At 66.7% G+C, this 17611-nt stretch carries 16 protein-coding genes; 11 read left to right on the forward strand and 5 right to left on the reverse strand.

Translation table 11 applies throughout. The features are described 5' to 3' along the window. Window position 1 precedes the first annotated feature (1 nt). The 8 genes from AB1446_04165 to AB1446_04200 all read left to right on the forward strand — a co-directional run bounded on the left by AB1446_04165 (window position 2) and on the right by AB1446_04200 (window position 8576). On the forward strand, window positions 2-2173 hold the full coding sequence (locus AB1446_04165; protein MEW6546097.1) for an HDIG domain-containing metalloprotein: 2172 nt from the start codon (window positions 2-4) through the stop codon (window positions 2171-2173). Further along, window positions 2118-2486 (forward strand): rRNA maturation RNase YbeY, encoded by a 369-nt coding sequence (ybeY, locus tag AB1446_04170; protein MEW6546098.1) that lies wholly within the window; start codon window positions 2118-2120, stop codon window positions 2484-2486. The genes AB1446_04165 and ybeY overlap by 56 nt, the downstream gene beginning before the upstream one ends. 100 nt (window positions 2487-2586) lie before the next feature. After that, window positions 2587-3186 carry a DUF502 domain-containing protein gene (locus tag AB1446_04175; protein MEW6546099.1) on the forward strand — a complete coding sequence of 200 codons (600 nt, stop codon included), beginning with the start codon at window positions 2587-2589 and terminating at the stop codon, window positions 3184-3186. Window positions 3187-3192: 6 nt separating this feature from the next. Beyond that, complete coding sequence (locus tag AB1446_04180; protein ID MEW6546100.1) at window positions 3193-4251, forward strand: DUF3048 domain-containing protein; 1059 nt, start codon at window positions 3193-3195, stop codon at window positions 4249-4251. After that, the gene (gene era, locus AB1446_04185) at window positions 4248-5168 is read left to right on the forward strand and encodes a GTPase Era (protein MEW6546101.1); all 921 of its coding nucleotides are present in this window, start codon (window positions 4248-4250) and stop codon (window positions 5166-5168) included. The genes AB1446_04180 and era overlap by 4 nt, the downstream gene beginning before the upstream one ends. Before the next feature lie 3 nt (window positions 5169-5171). Next, complete coding sequence (gene recO / locus AB1446_04190) at window positions 5172-5936, forward strand: DNA repair protein RecO (protein ID MEW6546102.1); 765 nt, start codon at window positions 5172-5174, stop codon at window positions 5934-5936. A 6-nt stretch (window positions 5937-5942) separates the two neighbouring features. After that, complete coding sequence (locus tag AB1446_04195) at window positions 5943-6938, forward strand: MBL fold metallo-hydrolase (protein ID MEW6546103.1); 996 nt, start codon at window positions 5943-5945, stop codon at window positions 6936-6938. A gap of 39 nt (window positions 6939-6977) precedes the next feature. Beyond that, the gene (locus AB1446_04200) at window positions 6978-8576 is read left to right on the forward strand and encodes an exonuclease (GenBank protein ID MEW6546104.1); all 1599 of its coding nucleotides are present in this window, start codon (window positions 6978-6980) and stop codon (window positions 8574-8576) included. Between the two features lie 8 nt (window positions 8577-8584). Here the strand turns inward: AB1446_04200 and AB1446_04205 are convergent, their stop codons facing one another. Continuing rightward, window positions 8585-9448: a DUF4438 domain-containing protein gene (locus AB1446_04205; protein MEW6546105.1), complete on the reverse strand. Its 864-nt coding sequence runs from the start codon at window positions 9446-9448 to the stop codon at window positions 8585-8587. Between the two features lie 180 nt (window positions 9449-9628). Between AB1446_04205 and AB1446_04210 the strand changes: the two genes are divergently transcribed. Continuing rightward, the gene (locus AB1446_04210; protein MEW6546106.1) at window positions 9629-10684 is read left to right on the forward strand and encodes an Mrp/NBP35 family ATP-binding protein; all 1056 of its coding nucleotides are present in this window, start codon (window positions 9629-9631) and stop codon (window positions 10682-10684) included. Window positions 10685-10691: 7 nt separating this feature from the next. Here the strand turns inward: AB1446_04210 and AB1446_04215 are convergent, their stop codons facing one another. The 4 genes from AB1446_04215 to galU all read right to left on the reverse strand — a co-directional run bounded on the left by AB1446_04215 (window position 10692) and on the right by galU (window position 14244). Next, on the reverse strand, window positions 10692-11513 hold the full coding sequence (locus AB1446_04215; protein MEW6546107.1) for a DUF72 domain-containing protein: 822 nt from the start codon (window positions 11511-11513) through the stop codon (window positions 10692-10694). A 136-nt stretch (window positions 11514-11649) separates the two neighbouring features. Further along, complete coding sequence (locus AB1446_04220; GenBank protein ID MEW6546108.1) at window positions 11650-12585, reverse strand: hypothetical protein; 936 nt, start codon at window positions 12583-12585, stop codon at window positions 11650-11652. Window positions 12586-12644: 59 nt separating this feature from the next. After that, a complete protein-coding gene (locus AB1446_04225; protein MEW6546109.1) occupies window positions 12645-13238 on the reverse strand; it encodes a hypothetical protein in 594 nt (197 codons plus the stop codon). Between the two features lie 115 nt (window positions 13239-13353). After that, complete coding sequence (gene galU / locus AB1446_04230) at window positions 13354-14244, reverse strand: UTP--glucose-1-phosphate uridylyltransferase GalU (protein MEW6546110.1); 891 nt, start codon at window positions 14242-14244, stop codon at window positions 13354-13356. Window positions 14245-14511: 267 nt separating this feature from the next. Here galU and glyQ point away from each other — a divergent pair, with 267 nt between their 5' ends. Both glyQ and glyS read left to right on the forward strand, forming a co-directional pair. Then, window positions 14512-15393 carry a glycine--tRNA ligase subunit alpha gene (glyQ, locus tag AB1446_04235; GenBank protein ID MEW6546111.1) on the forward strand — a complete coding sequence of 294 codons (882 nt, stop codon included), beginning with the start codon at window positions 14512-14514 and terminating at the stop codon, window positions 15391-15393. Between the two features lie 95 nt (window positions 15394-15488). Continuing rightward, window positions 15489-17582 carry a glycine--tRNA ligase subunit beta gene (gene glyS / locus AB1446_04240; protein MEW6546112.1) on the forward strand — a complete coding sequence of 698 codons (2094 nt, stop codon included), beginning with the start codon at window positions 15489-15491 and terminating at the stop codon, window positions 17580-17582. The last annotated feature ends 29 nt before the right edge of the window (window positions 17583-17611 follow it).

A 17611-nucleotide genomic window follows, 5' to 3' on the forward strand; every position in this document is an offset into this window, starting at 1 on the left:
CTTGACCACCTCCCGCTGGCGGCAAGTGTCGGGGATTTCCTGGCGCAGAGCAGGCTGGGGCTTGCTCTTCCTCATACTGTGGTCGACGGTGTTTTACGCGGATCTGGCTCCTCGTCCCCTCAACCTGCTGGAGGGGCAACTGGCCCCTGAAACCATACGGGCGCCCCGCCAGGTGGTTGATCGGGTTCGGACGGAACAGTTGCGGGAGGAGGCCGCTGCCGCCGTCCCGGACGTGTTTGACCTGGATCCCCGGGCCACGGCGGAGGCGGAGCGTGCCGTCGCCGATGCCTTTGCCCGGTTGAGGGAAGTGGCCGCCCAGGCCGGGAAACCCGATGAGAAGGCGCGCCTGCTGGCAGGGGAACTGGGCATCACCGATCAAGACGCCATCCTGGCCGCCCTGCGTGCCGATCCTGGCCAGCTGGAAACGCTGGAGGCGTGGGCGCGGGACACCCTGGTGGCTGTCATGCAGGTGGGGGTGCGAGAAGAAAACCTGGACGCCACCCGCCAGCAGATAAGGCAGCGCGTGGAGGTGCTGCGGCAGCCCCGGGACCTGAAGAATTTTGCCGCCGAGGTGGCGGCAGCCAGGGTGCGCCCAAACCTGGTCTTCAACGCCAGGGATACGGAGGCCCGGCGCCAGCACGCCCGGGAGCAGGTGCGGCCCGTATACGTCCAGCGCGGTGACGTAATCCTCCGCAAGGGAGAGCTGGTCACCGCGGCCCATCTGGTCCTGCTGCGGGACCTGGGCTTGATGCAGGGTGGGGGCAACTGGCTGCTGGGCGCCGGTGCAGTGGTGCTGGCGCTGTTGCTGGGAGGAGCGCTCGTCGTTTACCTGCGCGTATTTGCCCCGGCGGTGTGGAATTCCGAGCACCTCCTGGTCCTGGTGGGACTGGTCACCTCTGTGGCCCTGGTGCTGGGTCACCTGGTGCGGGGAGTGTCCGGGCACCTGACCCCTGTCGCTACCGCATCCCTGCTCCTGGCCGTGCTGGTGCGGTCCGAAGTGGCGGTGGTGGCCTCTCCCGTGCTGGCCGTGGGCGTGGCTGCTATGAACGGGCTGCACGCGGAGTTTGCGGTGACCAACCTCTTCGGTGCCCTGGCGGGGGCCTACGCCGTGGGGCGGATCACCCAGCGCACCGACTTCCTGCGGGCAGGCTTCCTGGCGGGGATGGGGCAGTTGGGGGCGGCGGTGGCGCTCAGCCTGGTGGGCGGGCTGGCGCAGGACAGCCTGGCTCTGTGGCAGGTGTACCTCTTCTCGTTCCTGAGCGGACCCACCTCGGGCGTGCTGGGGGTGGGCCTGCTGCCGTTCCTGGAGAGCGCCTTCGGGGTGGTCACCCCCATCAAGTTGCTGGAACTCTCCAATCCCAACCATCCCCTGCTGCGACGGCTCCTGGTGGAAGCACCGGGCACGTACCACCACTCCATCCTGGTGGCCAACCTGGCCGATGCCGGGGCGGAGGCCATCGGGGCCGACGGTCTGCTTGCCCGGGTGGGAGCGTATTACCACGACATAGGCAAGATCAGGCGTCCCTACTTCTTCATTGAGAATCAGATGGGCCAGGAGAACCCCCACGACAAAATGTCGCCGGCCCTATCCGCGGTGGTGATCACCGCTCACGTGAAAGACGGGCTGGAACTGGCCCGCGAGTACCGGTTGCCTCCCAGCGTGACCGCTTTCATCGCGGAGCACCACGGTGATTCCCTGGTCTCCTACTTTTACAGCCGTGCAGCGGAGAACGGCGGTCCGGTAGAGGAGCAGGGCTTCCGCCACCACGGGCCCCGTCCTCAATCGCGGGAGACGGCCATCGTCATGCTGGCCGACGCCGTGGAGGCCGCAGTGCGGGCCCTTCCCGATCCCACCCCGGCGGCTATCGAGGGGGTAGTGCGGAAGATCATCAGGGACCGCCTGCAGGATCGCCAGCTCGACCAGGCTCCCATCACCCTGCGGGACCTGGACCGGGTGGCGGCGGCGTTCGTGCGCGTCCTGAGCGGGATATACCACCCCCGCATTGAGTACCCGGAGGGGAAGGGTGAAGGCGATGAAACCAAGGGTGGCAGTGACCCGCGATCCGGGGGTCAGGGTTCCCCCGGGGACCGTGGGGTTGGTACGGCAAGCGGTGAAGATGACGCTGGAGAAAGCCGACAAGTCGGGGACGGTGAGCGTGGCCCTGGTGGGTGATGAGCAGATACGGGAACTCAACCGCCGTTTTCTGGACCGGGACCGGCCCACCGACGTGCTGGCCTTTCCCCTGGGCACCGGTGAGCCGGGGGCCTGGGGTGAGGTGGTGGTGTCAGTGGATACCGCCCGCCGCCAGGCAGCGGAAAGGAATGGCGGCCTCCAGGAAGAATTGCTGCTTCTGGCTGTTCATGGCACCCTCCACCTGCTGGGGCAGGACGATGACACCCCCGCGGGGTGGCAGCAGATGATGGAAGATGCCCGGGAGATAGTGGCGGCCTGCCTGCGTGAGAGAGGGGCCGGATCACCCGGCTAGCGAGCCCAAGGGCTTCGCAGGGTACCCCAAAGTTGGGGCGTTGCCCCCCGGACCTGGGACGCGGCCAGGGGACGGGGGTGGCCTGAGCCGGGAGGCGGTGATGACGTTGGGAGGGAGATTTCGTAACCTGTTCCTGAGCGGGCTGGCGGTACTGGTTCCGGTGGTCCTCACCGTGTTTGCCCTCAAATGGCTGTTCAAGGTGGGGGATGGCGTCCTGCGTCCGCTGGTGGTGGGGCTGCTGGGCAGGTATGTGCCCGGGTTGGGCATCGTTTCCGGAGTCCTGTTCGTCCTGCTGGTGGGGTGGCTGGCGCGGGCGTATGTGGGCCGGTGGATATTCCGCGCGGTGGAGACGGCCTTCCTGCGCGTGCCCGTTGCCCGGGAGGTCTACAGTACGGTGAAGGCGGTGGTTGACGCGTTCTCCGGCCAGCACATGGCCCTGGGCCGGGTGGCCATGGTGGAGTACCCCCGTCCTGGCCTGTACTCAGTGGGGTTTGTCACGGGAGCAGGGCTCCGGGAAGCCTCTTCTCGCCTGGGAGAAGAGACCGTTTGTGTGTTCATCCCCACCACGCCCAATCCTACTTCCGGGTGGATGGTAGTGGTTCCCCGCTCCCAGGTGGTCTTCCTCGATCTAACCCCGCAGGAGGGGATGCGACTGGTGATATCGGCCGGGGCTGCGGAGTTGCGTCCGCGGAGGGAGTGAAATGACGTGCGGTACATATGCATGTTATTGCTCCTGGTCGCCGTTACGGTGTTGGCCTGCGGATGCTTCCGGGGCGGGGGCGAGCCCGCCGTGCCCGCCCGGGGGCCGGAGGGCCCCCCGGGGGGCACAGCAGCCCAACCGGAGGTACCCAGGCGGCCCTGCCCCCTTTGCGGGCAGCCGGTTCCCGAAGGCCTGATACATAGACGCCCTTTCGCCCTCATGATCGACAACGCCCCCCAGGCCCGCCCCCAATCCGGACTGGGGGAAGCGTGCCTGGTGTACGAGATGCTGGCGGAAGGCGGTATTACGCGTTTTCTGGCCTTCTACCTGCACCAGGACCCGCTCAGGGCTGGCCCCGTGCGCAGCGTGCGCCCCTACTTCCTCGACCTAGTCCTGCCCCTGGATGCCGTGCTGGGTCACGCGGGGGCAAGCGACCAGGGATTCGCGGACCTGCGGGCGCTGGGCGTACCTCACCTGGACGAGATATACGGAGGCGGGGAAGCTTACTGGCGGGTTTCCCCCTCGGAACGGAAGCCCCCCCACGCCACCTACACCTCGGGCGAGCTTTTCCGTGCCGCCATGGAGAAGCGGGGTTGGGAGAAAGAGGGACCGTTCCCGTCGCCGTTCCCCTTCCGGGACGCCGGGAAGGAAGGGCCGCCGGGCAAGGACGCCGTCCTGGTGACGGTATGGTACCCGGGAGGGTGGCAGGGATACCGGGTAAGTTATGCGTATGACAGGGACACGGGCAGATGGTTGCGCTCCGTGGATGATGAGCCCCATCGGGATACAGAAGGCCGCACCCTGTGGGCGCGCAACGTAATCGTACAGTTCGTCGAGATGCGGCAGATCCCCGGGGACAAACTCTTGCACATGGAAGCCAAGATGACCGGGCAGGGACGGGTGGTCGTGTTCAGCGGGGGCAAGTACCGGGAGGGGATCTGGCGCAAGCAGAGCCGCAAGTCTCCGGTCGTGTACCGGGACGAAAAGGGCCATCCCCTGGAAGTGGAGCCCGGTCCCACCTGGGTGCTGGTGGTACCGGTGGGTACGAAGGTGGAGATCAGGTGAGCGGGGAGGGTGACGCTCTGGCGGAGGAGGCTTTCCGTTCCGGGTTCGTAGGGGTAGTGGGGCGTCCCAACGTGGGGAAATCCACACTGGTCAACGCTCTGGTCGGGCGCAAGGTGGCCATCGTTTCCGAGAAACCCCAAACCACCCGTAACCGCATCCTGGGGGTGCTCAACGGGTCCGGGTATCAGATGGTGTTCCTGGATACCCCCGGGATGATCGAGCCTCGCTGCGAACTGGACCAGTTCATGGTGAAGATCACCCGCGGCACGGTCAGCGACGTGGACGTGGTGCTCTTGGTGGTCGATGGCACCCAGAATCCCGGTCCCGGCGAGAGGGCGCTGGTGGCCAGTTTCCCCCGCAAGCCTGTGGCGGCGGTGCTGGCCGTCAATAAGGTCGACCTCCTCACCGGACCAAAGGTGGCGGCTGCCCTGGAGGCATACCGGGAACTGTATGCCTTCCGGCATGCGGTGGCCATTTCTGCCCTCCTGGGCACCAACCTGGATCTCTTGCGGGATGCGATTTACGACTGCCTGCCTCCGGGGCCCCGCTATTATCCCGAGGACCTGGTTACCGATCAGCCCGACCACTTTTACGTGGCTGAGGTCATCCGGGAGAAGGTGCTGGACCTGGTCCGAGACGAGGTACCCTATGCGGTGGCCGTGGTGGTGGAAGAAATTACGCCCCGGCGCGACGACCTGCTTTACATCAGGGCCTACCTCTATTGCGAACGGGCTGGCCAGCGGGGCATCCTGGTGGGACACAACGCGCGGGTCCTGAAGACGGCGGGGACCAGGGCGCGGCAGGAACTGGAGGCGTACTTCGGGAAGAAGATATACCTCGACCTGTGGGTGAAGGTCAGGCGCGACTGGCGGGACGACCCCAGCACGCTGCAGCAACTGGGATACAGGTTGAAGTAGGTCATGGCCCTTTATCACGTGGAAGCCATAATCCTGCGCAGCCGCGACGTGGGCGAGGCTGACCGCCTGGTCACCGCGTATTCCCTGGAAGAGGGAAAGCTGGCTGCCATCGCCAGGGGCGCCCGTCGTCCGGGAAGCAGGCTGGCGGCGGCGGTGCAACCCTTTGCCTGCGCCCGTCTCCTTCTCTGGCGGGGGAAGCGCCTGGACGTGGTCACCCAGAGCCAGTTGCGGCAATCATTCCCCCGCCTCCGTTCCGACCTGGCCGGGGTGGCGGCGGCCAGCCTGCTCACGGAACTGGTGGACTCCTTCGCCCAGGAGCGCGACCCCGCCCCGTCTCTATTTGCGCTCCTGCGGGGCAGCCTGGCTGCCCTGGACGAGGCGGTGGGGGAAGCGGGGCGGTCGGTGGAGGCAGTGGTGTACGCCTTCGTGCTGGGCCTTCTGGCCCTGGCCGGGTACGCCCCGCGGCTGAGCCGTTGCGTATACTGCGGTGAGGATCCCGGGACAGGGGGTTGCTCCTTCGACGCCGGCGCGGGAGGGGTGGTGTGCGCGCGCTGCCGCGCCGGTAACCGTACTTCCCACCTGTCGGAAGCCTCCCGCAGGGTGCTGCTGCACCTGGCAGGTGCTTCCCCCCAGATGGCGTCCCGCCTTGCTGTGAGCCCGGGGACCATGGACGAGGTGCGGGCAGCGGTGGTGTCCTGCCTGGAGGTACGGCTGGATGCCCGACCGCGGGCCTGGGAATTCTGGTACCAGCAGGTGGGAAGGCGGTGAATCCCCTTGCCCGCTGATCCGGTTGCGCCGGACGTGCGGCGGCTGGTGTTGCCCACCCCGTATGCCGTGGGCCCCGTCAACGCCTACCTTCTCCTGGGGTCGGAACCCACGCTCGTCGACGCCGGTCCCGCCACCCCGGAGGGGGTGGAGACCCTGCTTGCGGGGCTGGCAGCGGCAGGGATGGAGCCGGGGGACGTGCGCCGTGTGGTCGTCACCCACGCCCATCCCGACCACTACGGAGGGTTGGCCCTGCTCCAGGAGGCCGGCTGGGAGGTGGCCGCCCACCCCCGGGCCCTGCTGTGGATGTCGGGCGACCCGGTTTTGCTGGAAGCCCGGGTATCGTTCTACCTGGGGTTCCTGCACCGGGCCGGGGTACCAGACAGGGTCCTGCGAGTCATGGAGCGACAAGGCCTGGGGCTGCGGCAGTACCCCCGGGGGGTCAGCGTGCACCGTTTCCTCGAGGAGGGCGACTTGGTGCCGGCCGGAGATGACCTGCTGGTGGTGCACCACACGCCGGGGCACGCCTCTTCGGCGCTCTGCCTGGAGCGTCCGCGGGACGGCCTGCTTTTCTCGGGGGATACCCTCCTGGGCCACATATCTTCCAACGCCGTCGTGGAGCCGGTGGATTCCTGGTCGGGGGAACGCCGGCACAGTTTACCCGAGTACCTGAGGACCCTGGCGCACCTCCAGACCATGGCGGTTCGTCTCGTGTTGCCCGGTCACGGCGACCCCATCTGCGACCCGGGTGAGCTGGTCTCGCGGCGCCTGAAGTTCTACGAGTTGCGCCGGGATCGGGTATTGGACCTCTTGCGGGCGGGTCCGGCTAGCGTGTACGCCCTCTCTCTTTCCCTGTTTCCCGATCTCGCGGAGGACCAGCTCTTCCTGGCGCTGTCCGAAACCGTGGGTTACCTCGACCTGCTGGAAGAAGAAGGGCTGGTGGGGCATACCGCGCATGCTGGTGTGCATATGTATCACCGTATCCCCGGCGGGGCAGCGGTCTAGCCCGGCGTTCCGGGTGCTCATCAGAGGCAGGGGACGGGGATGCCGGTCACGCTCACGTTTCTCGACGGTGTGGGGTGCATAGGAGGCACCAAGGTACTCCTGGAGGCGGACTCGGGAAGCCTGCTCCTCGACTTTGGGGTCAACTTTGCTGCGGAACGGGCGTTCTTCGATGAGTTTCTCCGTCCCCGCGGTTCTGTGGGGATCGGTGACCTGCTGGAGCTGGGCCTCCTACCCCCGCTGCGGGGCATATACCGCCGCGACCTGGATCAGCCCGCCCGGCAGTGGTGGAGCCGGTTGGAGGGGCGACGAGGTTACCGCCAGGTGGAGGTGGCGGGTGTGCTCCTCAGCCACGCCCACCTCGACCACAGCGGGTACACATCCTTCCTGGAAGGCACCATCCCGGTCTTTACCGGCCTGGCGTCGGCGGTGATCGCCAAGGCGGTGCAGGACACCGTCCCCGGCACCATGGAGCGGGAAGTGGCCTATCTCACCCCGCGGGAAGAAAAGGAGGGCCTGCTGCGGGCGGTCGATTACCGCAAAGCTCCCGCCCGGCTGCGCCCCTTCGTGGTATTTTCCCCTGGGTTCACCGCTGCCCGCTCCCAGGCTGCTGCGGAGTTCTGGCTGCGACCAGCCGCCTCCCGCGAGCTGGAAGGGGATCCCCTACGGGTGGTGGAAGGCCGCGAGGCTCTAGTGGCGGGGATGCGCGTGCGCTGGTGGCCCGTGGATCACTCTGTGCCGGGTGCCGGTGCCTTCGCTGTCGAGACCCCGGCCGGATGGGTGGTGTACACCGGCGACCTGCGCCTGCACGGGTCGCGCGGTCACCTGACCCGGGCCTTCGCAGAGGAAGCTGCACGTCTGCAGCCCGCCCTGCTCCTCTGCGAGGGTACCCACCCCCGCACCGGGACCCCCGTGGGCGAAGAAGAGGTACGGCAGAGGGCGTGCGAGGCGATCCGTCGGGCGGAGGGGCTGGTGATCGCCGATTTCGGGCCCCGGCATGTGGAGCGCCTGCTCTCCTTCCTGGAGGCTGCCCGTGTTGCGGGGCGTCGGCTGGCGGTCACCGCCCGCGACGCGTACCTCCTGGAAGCGCTGCATGCAGCCGGAGAAGGCGATGCGCCCGACCCGTTTGGCGAGCCCTGCCTGGCGGTGTACTTCGAGGCCAAGGTGCAGCGGCCAGTATGGGAGCGCATCCTGATGGAGCGTTACCTGTCCTCGTGCCCGGACCGGGTGGTTTCCGCCCGCGAAGTCGCCGCCCGGCCGGGCGAGTACGTGTGCGCTTTCTCTTACTGGGACCTGAGCGAACTGGTGGACATTGCCCCGCGCGGGGGCACGTATATTTACTCATCCACGGAGGCGTTCAACGAGGAAATGCACACGGACCTGGACCGCCTCCGCAACTGGATCTCCCACTTTGGCCTGCGTCTGCTCGGTGATCCGGGCGACCGCGCCGGCCAGGGCCGCGATCCCGGCTGGCACGCCAGCGGGCATATCCACGGCGCCGGCCTGGTGGAACTGGTAGAGACCATCCGCCCCCGCGCCCTGGTGCCCATCCATACGGAGGACCCGGCCTTCTTCCGGGAGAACCTGGGCCACCTCGCCCGGGTGGTCATCCCCGAGCCCGGCTCGACCCTCACGCTGTAACGCAGGTGTCAGCGCAGGCCCAGGTATTCGGCGATGTTGGCCCGCTCCACCTGCACTGGGCGGATCCTTCCGGTCAGAGAGGTCATCAGGGACGTCACCCCCGGCCCGTGACCCGAAGTGTAAGAGTCACTGTGGACCACGACGCCGATAATGACTGCTCCCCGGCGGTAGCTGCGTCCGTAGTACGAGGAAGCGTCCCGGATGGCCACAATGTCGCCCAGGCGGAGCCGGTCCAGCCCCAGTTCGCGCAGTCCCTCTTTCTCCATGGAGGTGATGTCGTAGTCGCCCCGCTCGGCGGCCGCCGATCCCAGCCCGCTCCCCATGAACTCAGGGGGGACGATGCCCGCCACCGGCACCTCCAGGACGCCATTCTTCTCCTGGATACCCATCTTGTCCAGCAGGCGCGGGTCCAGGTTCATACACTTGACGTCGGGGTATCCCTCGATCTCCAGGCCCTGGCCCCACGCCCGCACCTGGATCTTATCGCCAATTACCAGCTTCTCCAGTACCTCGGGCGGGAAGTCGATGAGGACGTGCTCTATCCCCCCGTGCTTGCCCGTCACCACTCCTTTGGCCCCCTTGGCATCGCCCGAGACCACATAGGCATCGTTGCCCACGCAGCACAGGGTGTTGTAGCCGTGGTTGGGGTTGTCGTCCTTGTTCCTGGTGCTTACACCGGGCTCCACGTGGTCACCCGCCCAGCCGAAGGCGGGGTCGCCCACCCTTACGTTGTAGGTGATGCCACCCGTAGCCGGCAGCACCCGGGCCACCCCGTCGTATCCCACCCGGTGCGGAGGCTGTGCTCCTCCCGGGCTCGATACCTCGCCCAGCACCGATATCATAACCAGCCGCTCCCTGTTCGTCTTCAGCACACGAACACCCCTCTCTCGCAGGTACGTGTATCAGGCTTCGCCACCCTGCCCCCGCCGACCTGCCGGCGCCGACGTGCGGTTCGTCAGTTTTCGCGGGCCGGGCAGGGATGCAGGGGGAAACTGAAGTAAGAGGGAGTAGGCAAGCTTGCCGCGCGATGTGCACATGGAGGAGAGAAGCACATGGTTTCACGGGAGCAGGTTCTGGAAGCACTTGGCAGGGTGATGGATCCGGAGCTCGGTCGCAGCCTCACCGAGCTGGGTATGGTCAGGAGTGTTCAGGTCGAGGGAGGGAAAGTGCGGGTGGGGGTGGCTCTCACCGTGCCGGGGTGCCCCCTGCGCAACAAGATCCGGGACGATGTGGTGGCCGAGGTCGGGCGTCTCCCTGGGGTAGAGGGGGTGGAGGTAGACCTGTCGGCCATGACCGACGCCGAGCGCGACGCCCTGGGTGAGCGGCTGCGGCGGGAGATGGCCCGTCCCACTGGCATCATGAGCCCCGCCTCCCGCACCCGGGTAATCGCAGTGGGTAGCGGCAAGGGGGGTGTGGGCAAGTCCACTGTCACCGTCAACCTGGCGGCGGCGCTGGCGGCAGCCGGCCGCGAGGTGGGCCTGCTCGACGCCGACATCCACGGCTTCAGCATTCCCCACCTGCTGGGGATCAATGGTACCCCCCGCGCCGAGAACGGGAGGATCATCCCCCTGGAGCGCCACGGCATGAAGGTGATGTCCATCGGCTTCTTCCTGCCCGAGGACCAGCCCATCATCTGGCGGGGCCCCCTGCTCATCCGGGCACTGCAGCAGATGCTCCAGGACGTAGAGTGGGGCGACCCCGAGTTCCTCTTCATCGACCTCCCGCCCGGAACCGGCGACATCCCCCTGTCGGTGACCCAGATGCTGCCCCGGAGTGCGCTGGTGCTGGTGACCACCCCCCAGCCCGCCTCGGTCCAGGTGGCCACCCGGGCGGGGGCCTTCGCCCGCCGGGCCCATCAGGAGATCCTGGGTGTGGTGGAGAACATGTCCTGCTTCATCTGCCCGGGGTGCGGTCGCCGCAGCTACGTGTTTGGCCGGGGTGGGGGAGAGGAGCTGGCACGGCACCTGGGCGTGCCTTTCCTGGGGGAAATTCCCCTCACAGAGGAGGTCCGCGCCGGTTCGGACCTGGGCCGACCGGTGGCCATCTACCAGGCGGACAGCGAGGCCGGACGCGCATTTGCTGCCATCGCCCGCCGACTGACGGGCTGACCTGGCATTACGGCGCCTTCCTGGAAACGCGGTCTTGCTCTGCGGCGGCCCGGTCCTCTCGTTCCTCCGGATGACGGAGCAAATCGGTCAGATCTCGGGCGTTTTGCAGGGCAAACCCCTGGGCGTCGTTGTTGAAGTAAGCGAAGACGTCCCGGCCCCCCGCGCGCCACCGGGTGATTTTCTCCACCCAGGCCCTCAACTCTTCCGTAGAGTAGCAGGAACTGTAAAGCCTGTGGCTGCCGTGAAAGCGGACGTACACGAAATCGGCAGTGACCTCCTCGCAGGAGGGCCAGCGGGGTGCGTCCGCCACGCACAGGGCCAGATTGCGCTGTCTCAGGAACTCATAGAGTTCTGGGGTGAACCAGCTCTGGTGCCGGAACTCGAAGGCGTGCCGGGTGGCGCCCGCCACGCTCTCGAGGACGGTGCAGAAGGGCTCCAGCCTGCTCAGGTCCAGGCGGAAGCTGGGCGGGAACTGCCAGAGTACCGCTCCTAGCTTCTCCTTGAGTTCGCCCGCGTGGGCGAAGAACCGCCTGGTATCCTCCTCCACATCGGCCAGCCTCTTGAGGTGCGTGATAAGCCGGCTGCCCTTGATGGCGAAGGTGAAGTCCGGCGGCGTCTGTTCGTACCACCCGGCGAAGGTGCTGCGGCGGGGCAGGCGGTAAAAGGTGACGTTCAGTTCCACGGTCGGGAACGTCCGGGCGTAGTAGGACAGCCACTGGCGAGCGGGAAGCTCCTCGGGATAGAAACGCCCCCGCCAGTGCCCGTAGTTGTACCCGCTGGTGCCGATCAACAGCCCCGCTTGTCTGCCGGCCACGGCTGACTCAGTCATTCCCATCCCCACCTGCGCTGCTATCCCGGGTTTTGTTCGATGAAACGGGCTGTCATTCCTCGCCCCACCAGGTGCCGGGCGGCACCCGTGCTGTAACATCGGGTATGTTGGGGCCAGCGTGCTTGGCGGTCGGCTGCTAGGGTTTCTCTATTGTCGCCTGCTCGAACAGGGCGAGCACGCGTTTGGCGTCCGAGACTAGGAGGTCAGGGTAGGCGTGCCATCCCCTCTCGCTGATGAGGCGGGCGACCATGCTGGCGCCCACGTAGTAGCCGTAGCGGGAGGGCGTGCCATCGGGCAGAAAGGCTGATTGGCCGACGAACATGTCGGTCTCGGGCCACGGCCGGTCCCAGGCGGCCAGGGCCCGCTCCCACATCTCGCCCTGACGCTCCTGGGCCGCGGCCATCTGCTCCGGGCTCCAGAAGAGCAGTTCTCTGAGCAGTTCCGGGGTGATGGGAGCACCGGCGATGTAGGCCGGGCAGAGGGTGGCCAGTCCTTCGTTTACCAGCATCTCCCTTGCGGGCACTCGCTGCATGAGCCGGGTCAGTTCGACCGGGTCGTTGAGGTCCACGTGGGGCGGCATGAGGTCCCGGATCGTCTCGGGGTGGGCTATGCGCACGAGGTGGGCGTATTCGTGCTGCACCAGGTGCGCGAGGTTCCGGTTGACCGCGACCAGTTCCAGACCCAGGATGAGCACCGGGTGGCCGCGGGCAAAGGTAAGACCCCCGTCCACCATTCCGAAGCCCCAAATTAGGTTAACCTCCGGAGGAAAGGACGCTAGGGGGGGTAGTGCTTTTTCTGCCGCCTGCAGGGCGAGGGCGATCTCTCGGGAACCATCTCTTTTCTGCCATGCCTGCACGCGGTCTGCGTACCAGCCGAGGTCCATCCGCTCAACCAGCTCCCTCATGCTGAGACCCAGCCAGAACAGATGGGTGGCGAGCATCCCTTGCAGGACGGCGCCGTGGGTTGATAGGTACGCTTCCTCGTACTGCCCCCACCGGTCGCCAGGGGTTGCTCGTGCGGCGTCGAGGAAGCGCAAGAAGTCCGGGGTGCTGTCGATCAGGGCCGTTCGCATCGCAGCTCAAAACGTCCCTTCAGTACTGGAAGTAGATGAAGGCGTTGGGCCGGGGCCGGCTAGAGGATGCGGTAGACGGCCATGACACGGCCCACCAGAGTAGGGGGTGAGGAAGAGTCCAGCGGCTGTCCTGTAATCGGATGGGTGTAGAGGGGGTTGCCCTCAGGGCCGTAGTAGCGCAGCAGCACGGGAAGCTCTCCCGCTATGCCCAGTACGATGTCGCCGGGAGACAGGGGCGCCTCGGGATCGACGGCCAGGTGGTCACCGGCCATGAAGAACGGGAAGTACTCTCCCGACAGCCAGTCTACGGCAAATGCCTTCTCACTCAGGTTGCGCCGGGGAAGCGGGCTCACCCCCGCCCACACTGGCCCCCCGTCCGGCCCCAGCCCGCGGGCCAGGGGGAGCAGATCCGTGGTGTAAGGGGTCTTTCGTTCTCTCACCCGGGGTGCGATCGGCGAAGGGCGCCGCATGCGTTCCGGATACACTCCGGTGAGGACCGCCTTCTTGAATTCTTTGAACCCGCGGAAGCGGGCCTTGTGTAACCAGTAGTAGATGGACTTCTGCTCTGCGTATCCCAGCGCCTGCGCGAGTTCGTGGACGGTTATGGCCGGATTTTGCCGGACCATCTCAGCCATCTGCTCCAGCACATCCAAGGGTGCCCATCCCTTTACGGCCAGGCTGGATAGTGATTACACCTCGGGGAGGGCATACCTTTACCCGTGTTGGGTAACACCCTTCCAGGTTTCGTGTATCCTTAAAACGCTGTCTTCAGACAGTCCTCGTCGGGTGTTGCGGAGGTCGACGGACGACGTCCTCCAGGAATGCCCGGAAAGGCGGCCCCAGATCGGCCCGCGCCAGAGCGAATTCGACGGTGGCCATTAGGAATCCCAGTTTGTCCCCCACGTCGTACCGGGTGGCGCGAGGACGGTATGCGTACAGGGGTTTGCGTAGGGCCAGTTCGCGCAGGGCGTCAGTGAGTTGGATTTCGCCCCCGAACCCGGGTGGTTGCCGTTCCAAAATGGCGAATACTTCGGGATCGAGTACATAGCGCCCCACGATGGCCAGGTTGGAAGGCGCCTGCTCGACCGGAGGCTTTTCCACCAGGTCGTGCACCCGGTACAGCCCGGGGGAAATCTCCACGGTGCTTACCACGCCGTAGCGCGATACCTCTTGGGGAGGCACCGGCACCACGGCTATGACGCTGGCCTGAAGGCGGGTGGCCACGTCCACCAGTTCGGCCAGGCAGGGTCGATCTCCCACGAATATTTCGTCCCCCAGGAGCACGGCGAATGGCTCCTGGCCCACGTGATGGCGCGCCATGAGCACCGCATGCCCCAGCCCGCGCGGCTCTGGCTGCCGTACGTAATGGACGAACGCCTCGTTCTCCTGCTGGATGAGATCCAGCAGGTGACCTTTGCTGCTTTGCTTGAGGTGGCTCTCCAGTTCAGCGGCCCGGTCAAAGTGATCCTCTATGGCCCGCTTGTTCTTACCCGTCACCAGCAGGATATCCTGGATACCGGCGGCCAGTGCCTCCTCGACCACGTACTGGATGATGGGTGTATCCACCAAAGGCAGCATTTCCTTGGGCTGCGCTTTGGTAGCCGGCAGAAACCGCGTCCCCAGTCCGGCTGCCGGGATCACGGCCTTCTTTACCCGCATGGTCCATCCCCTTCTCGCTTGCGCTGGGCCATCACGGCCCATATGTGCGGGTCTTCTTGCGGCGCAGCTATGGGTAACCTAGCCACCGGGTTGCACGTGGTAACTTAGCCACCGGGCCCTGGCATTCCTGCCCGGCGGCCTGGCGATGGGGCCGGGTGGCCACCGGCAGCGAGCGGCGGCCAGACAGCGGGCGGCCGGAGGGAGGAGGGTTGACCCCCGGGGCGGGCATTGCTACACTGGGCGCAGTGAACGCGAGGGGGTGCGCCCTTGGCTTATCTACAGGAGCTCATCCATACCCTGGACCGCTTCTGGGCCGGGCAGGGGTGCCTGATCTGGCTGCCGTACGACGTGGAGAAGGGAGCGGGTACCATGAACCCCGCTACCTTCCTGCGGGTGCTGGGCCCCGAACCCTGGCGGGTGGCCTATGTGGAGCCTTCCCGCCGGCCTGCCGACGGCAGGTACGGCGAGAACCCCAACCGGCTCTACCAGCACCTTCAGTACCAGGTGATCATGAAGCCCTCGCCCGACAACATTCAAGAGATTTATTTGGAGAGCCTGGAGGCTATCGGCCTCGACCGGCGCCAGCACGACGTGCGCTTCGTGGAGGACAACTGGGAATCGCCCACCCTGGGCGCCTCCGGCCAGGGCTGGGAGGTCTGGGTGGATGGAATGGAGATCACCCAGTTCACCTATTTCCAGACCGTGGGGGGCCGGGAATGCCGCCCGGTGGCAGTGGAGATCACATACGGACTGGAGAGGCTGGCCGCCTACATTCAGGGGGTCGAAGACGTGTACCAGGTGGCCTGGTCCCCCCATCTCACCTATGATGACCTGTTCCGGGAGAATGAAAGGGAGCAGTCCCGTTACAGCTTCGAAGTGGCCGATGTAGCCCTTATGCGCCAGTTGTTCGACGCCTACGAGGCAGAGGCAGTCCGCTGCCTGGAGGCGCGGTTGCTCCTGCCGGCTTACGACTATGTGCTCAAGTGCTCTCACACCTTCAACATCCTGGATGCCAGGGGTGCCGTGAGTCTCGGGGAACGTACCTCTTACCTGGCCCGGTGTCGTCACCTGGCCCGGCGGTGCGCCGACCTGTACCTGGAGCAAAGGGAGCAGGCCGGCTACCCGTGGCAGGAACGCTGGGGTTCCTAGCGACACCGCCACGTCTGCTGACCCGGCCAACCCGCACAAACGTGGGGATACGGTAGGCGTCCCAGGGCAGGATGCTCTTCGGGAGGGAGAGATGGGTGGACTTCGTACTGGAACTGGGGATGGAGGAGGCGCCGGCCCGCTTTCTGCCCCCGGCGCTGGATCAACTGGAGGAACGTACGCGCCAGGCCCTTGAGGAGGCGCGCCTGGGGTGGAGCTCCCTCTCCACCATGGGGACGCCCCGCCGTCTGGTGTTGTTGGTGGAAGGGTTGCCGGAGCGGCAGGAGCCGCGGGTGGTCAAGGTCAGGGGCCCCGCCCGGCGGGTGGCCTTTGACGATCAGGGAAACCCGACCCGGGCGGCACTGGGGTTTGCGGCCAGCCAGGGAGTGAGGGTGGAGGATCTGGTGGTCGAAGACACGCCGGGCGGTGACTACGTGTTTGCCCTCCGGGTGGAAGAAGGACGTCCCACCGGCCAGGTGCTGGCTGCCCTCGTCCCTCAGGTGCTGGGGCAGCTTGAGTTCCCCCGCATGATGCGGTGGGGGCGAGGTGAGCACCGTTTCGTGCGACCCGTGCGCTGGATCCTGGCCCTGCTCGACAACCAGGTGGTACCGTTCACCTTTGCGGGGGTAGAGAGCGGCCGGGCGACACGGGGGCATCGATCCCTGCACCCCGCCGCAGTGGGGGTTGACCACGCCCGTGCTTACCTTCAGGTGGTGGCGGGGGCGGGGGTGGTTCCCGACCCGGTCCTCCGCCGTCGGCAGATCAAGGAGCAGGTGGAACAGGCGGCAGCATGGGTGGGCGGACAGGCCCTCTGGGACGAGGAACTGGCAGAGGAAGTTACGTTCCTGGTCGAGCACCCCGTGGCGGTGTGGGGCCGCTTCCACCCCGACTACCTCGCCCTGCCCCGCGATGTGATCATCACTGTGCTCCGGCACCACCAGCGGTTTTTCGCCGTCCGCGACCCGGGCGAACCGGCCCGGTTGCTTCCCGCCTTCGTGGCGGTGCGGGATGGGGGGCAGGAGGGACTGGATACCGTTCGGGAGGGTTACGAGCGGGTGGTGCAGGCCAGGCTGGCCGATGCCCGTTTCTTTTACGCGGAGGATCTCAAGGTGCCCCTGGAGCGCTGGGGGGAGTCTCTGGCCGGGGTCGGGTTCCTGGAGGACATGGGGACTCTGCAGGACAAGGTGGCCCGGATGGAGATCCTGGTGGGCTTCCTGGCTTACGCTTTCGGCCTGGACGGGCGCCTGGCCACGGTTTGCCGAAGGGCTGCCCGCCTTTCCAAAGCCGACCGGGCTACGCACATGGTGAGAGAGTTGCCCGAACTGGAGGGCATCATGGGCAAGGAGTATGCCCTGCACTCGGGAGAGGATCCCGCCGTGGCTGAGGCCATTCGCGAGCACTACCTCCCCCGTTATGCCCAGGACGAACTGCCCTCTTCCATGGCCGGGATGGTGGTGAGCCTGGCCGACCGCCTGGACACCCTGGTGGGCGCTTTTGCCGCCGGCCTGGAGCCAACGGGGTCCCAGGACCCCTACGGGCTGAGGCGCGCCGCCTACGGGCTGGTGCGCATCCTGTGGGCCGCGGGCTTGCGCCTTTCCCTGGGCTGGGCGATCGAAGAAGCGCAGGCCGCCTACCGGCAGGTGCTGGGGCGGGCGGAGCTGGTGGGGGGAGAGGCGGCGGAGCGGGTGAAAACCTCTCTGCTGGAATTCTTGCGTCACCGGATCCGTAACCTTTTCGGGGAGCAGGGTATCCGGCCCGACTTCGTCGAGGCCGTGGTCGCCAGGACGGACGACGTGAGCGACGCCTGGAACCGGGCCCGGACGCTGCAGGAGGTCAAGGACTACCCCGAGTTCACCGATGCCCTGGCCGCCTTCCGGCGGGTGGTGACCCTGGCCGAGAAGGCGGAAGACGATGCCGTAGAGCCTGGACTCCTGCGGGAGCCTCCCGAACGCCAGTTGTGGGAAGCATACCTTGCTTGCAGCCCCACTGCCCGTGCCTATGCGGAGGCGGGTGACTGGCGGCGCTTTCTGGCGGCGGTGGCCACCCTGCGGCCTTCCGTGGACAGCTTCCTGGATAACGTGCTGGTGATGGCACCGGAGGAGCCCCTGCGCCGCAACCGGCTGGCCCTTCTACGGCGCTTGGCCGACCTCTTAGGGCTCCTGGGTGACCTCTCGCGCGTGGTCGTACTGTAGGCCGCGCCGGTCCCTGTATTTGGAACAAA

The organism is Bacillota bacterium, assembly GCA_040757085.1.
GTDB lineage: Bacteria > Bacillota > Sulfobacillia > JACIYH01 > JACIYH01 > JACIYH01.

Excerpts from the sequence above, each read along its gene's own strand:
- ybeY (MEW6546098.1), top strand. The coding sequence starts at position 2,118 with ATGACGCTGGAGAAAGCCGACAAGTCGGGGACGGTGAGCGTGGCCCTG.
- AB1446_04175 (MEW6546099.1), top strand. The coding sequence starts at position 2,587 with ATGACGTTGGGAGGGAGATTTCGTAACCTGTTCCTGAGCGGGCTGGCG.
- recO (MEW6546102.1), top strand. The coding sequence starts at position 5,172 with ATGGCCCTTTATCACGTGGAAGCCATAATCCTGCGCAGCCGCGACGTG.
- AB1446_04200 (MEW6546104.1), top strand. The coding sequence starts at position 6,978 with ATGCCGGTCACGCTCACGTTTCTCGACGGTGTGGGGTGCATAGGAGGC.
- AB1446_04210 (MEW6546106.1), top strand. The coding sequence starts at position 9,629 with ATGGTTTCACGGGAGCAGGTTCTGGAAGCACTTGGCAGGGTGATGGAT.
- AB1446_04215 (MEW6546107.1), bottom strand. The coding sequence starts at position 11,513 with ATGACTGAGTCAGCCGTGGCCGGCAGACAAGCGGGGCTGTTGATCGGC.
- AB1446_04220 (MEW6546108.1), bottom strand. The coding sequence starts at position 12,585 with ATGCGAACGGCCCTGATCGACAGCACCCCGGACTTCTTGCGCTTCCTC.
- galU (MEW6546110.1), bottom strand. The coding sequence starts at position 14,244 with ATGCGGGTAAAGAAGGCCGTGATCCCGGCAGCCGGACTGGGGACGCGG.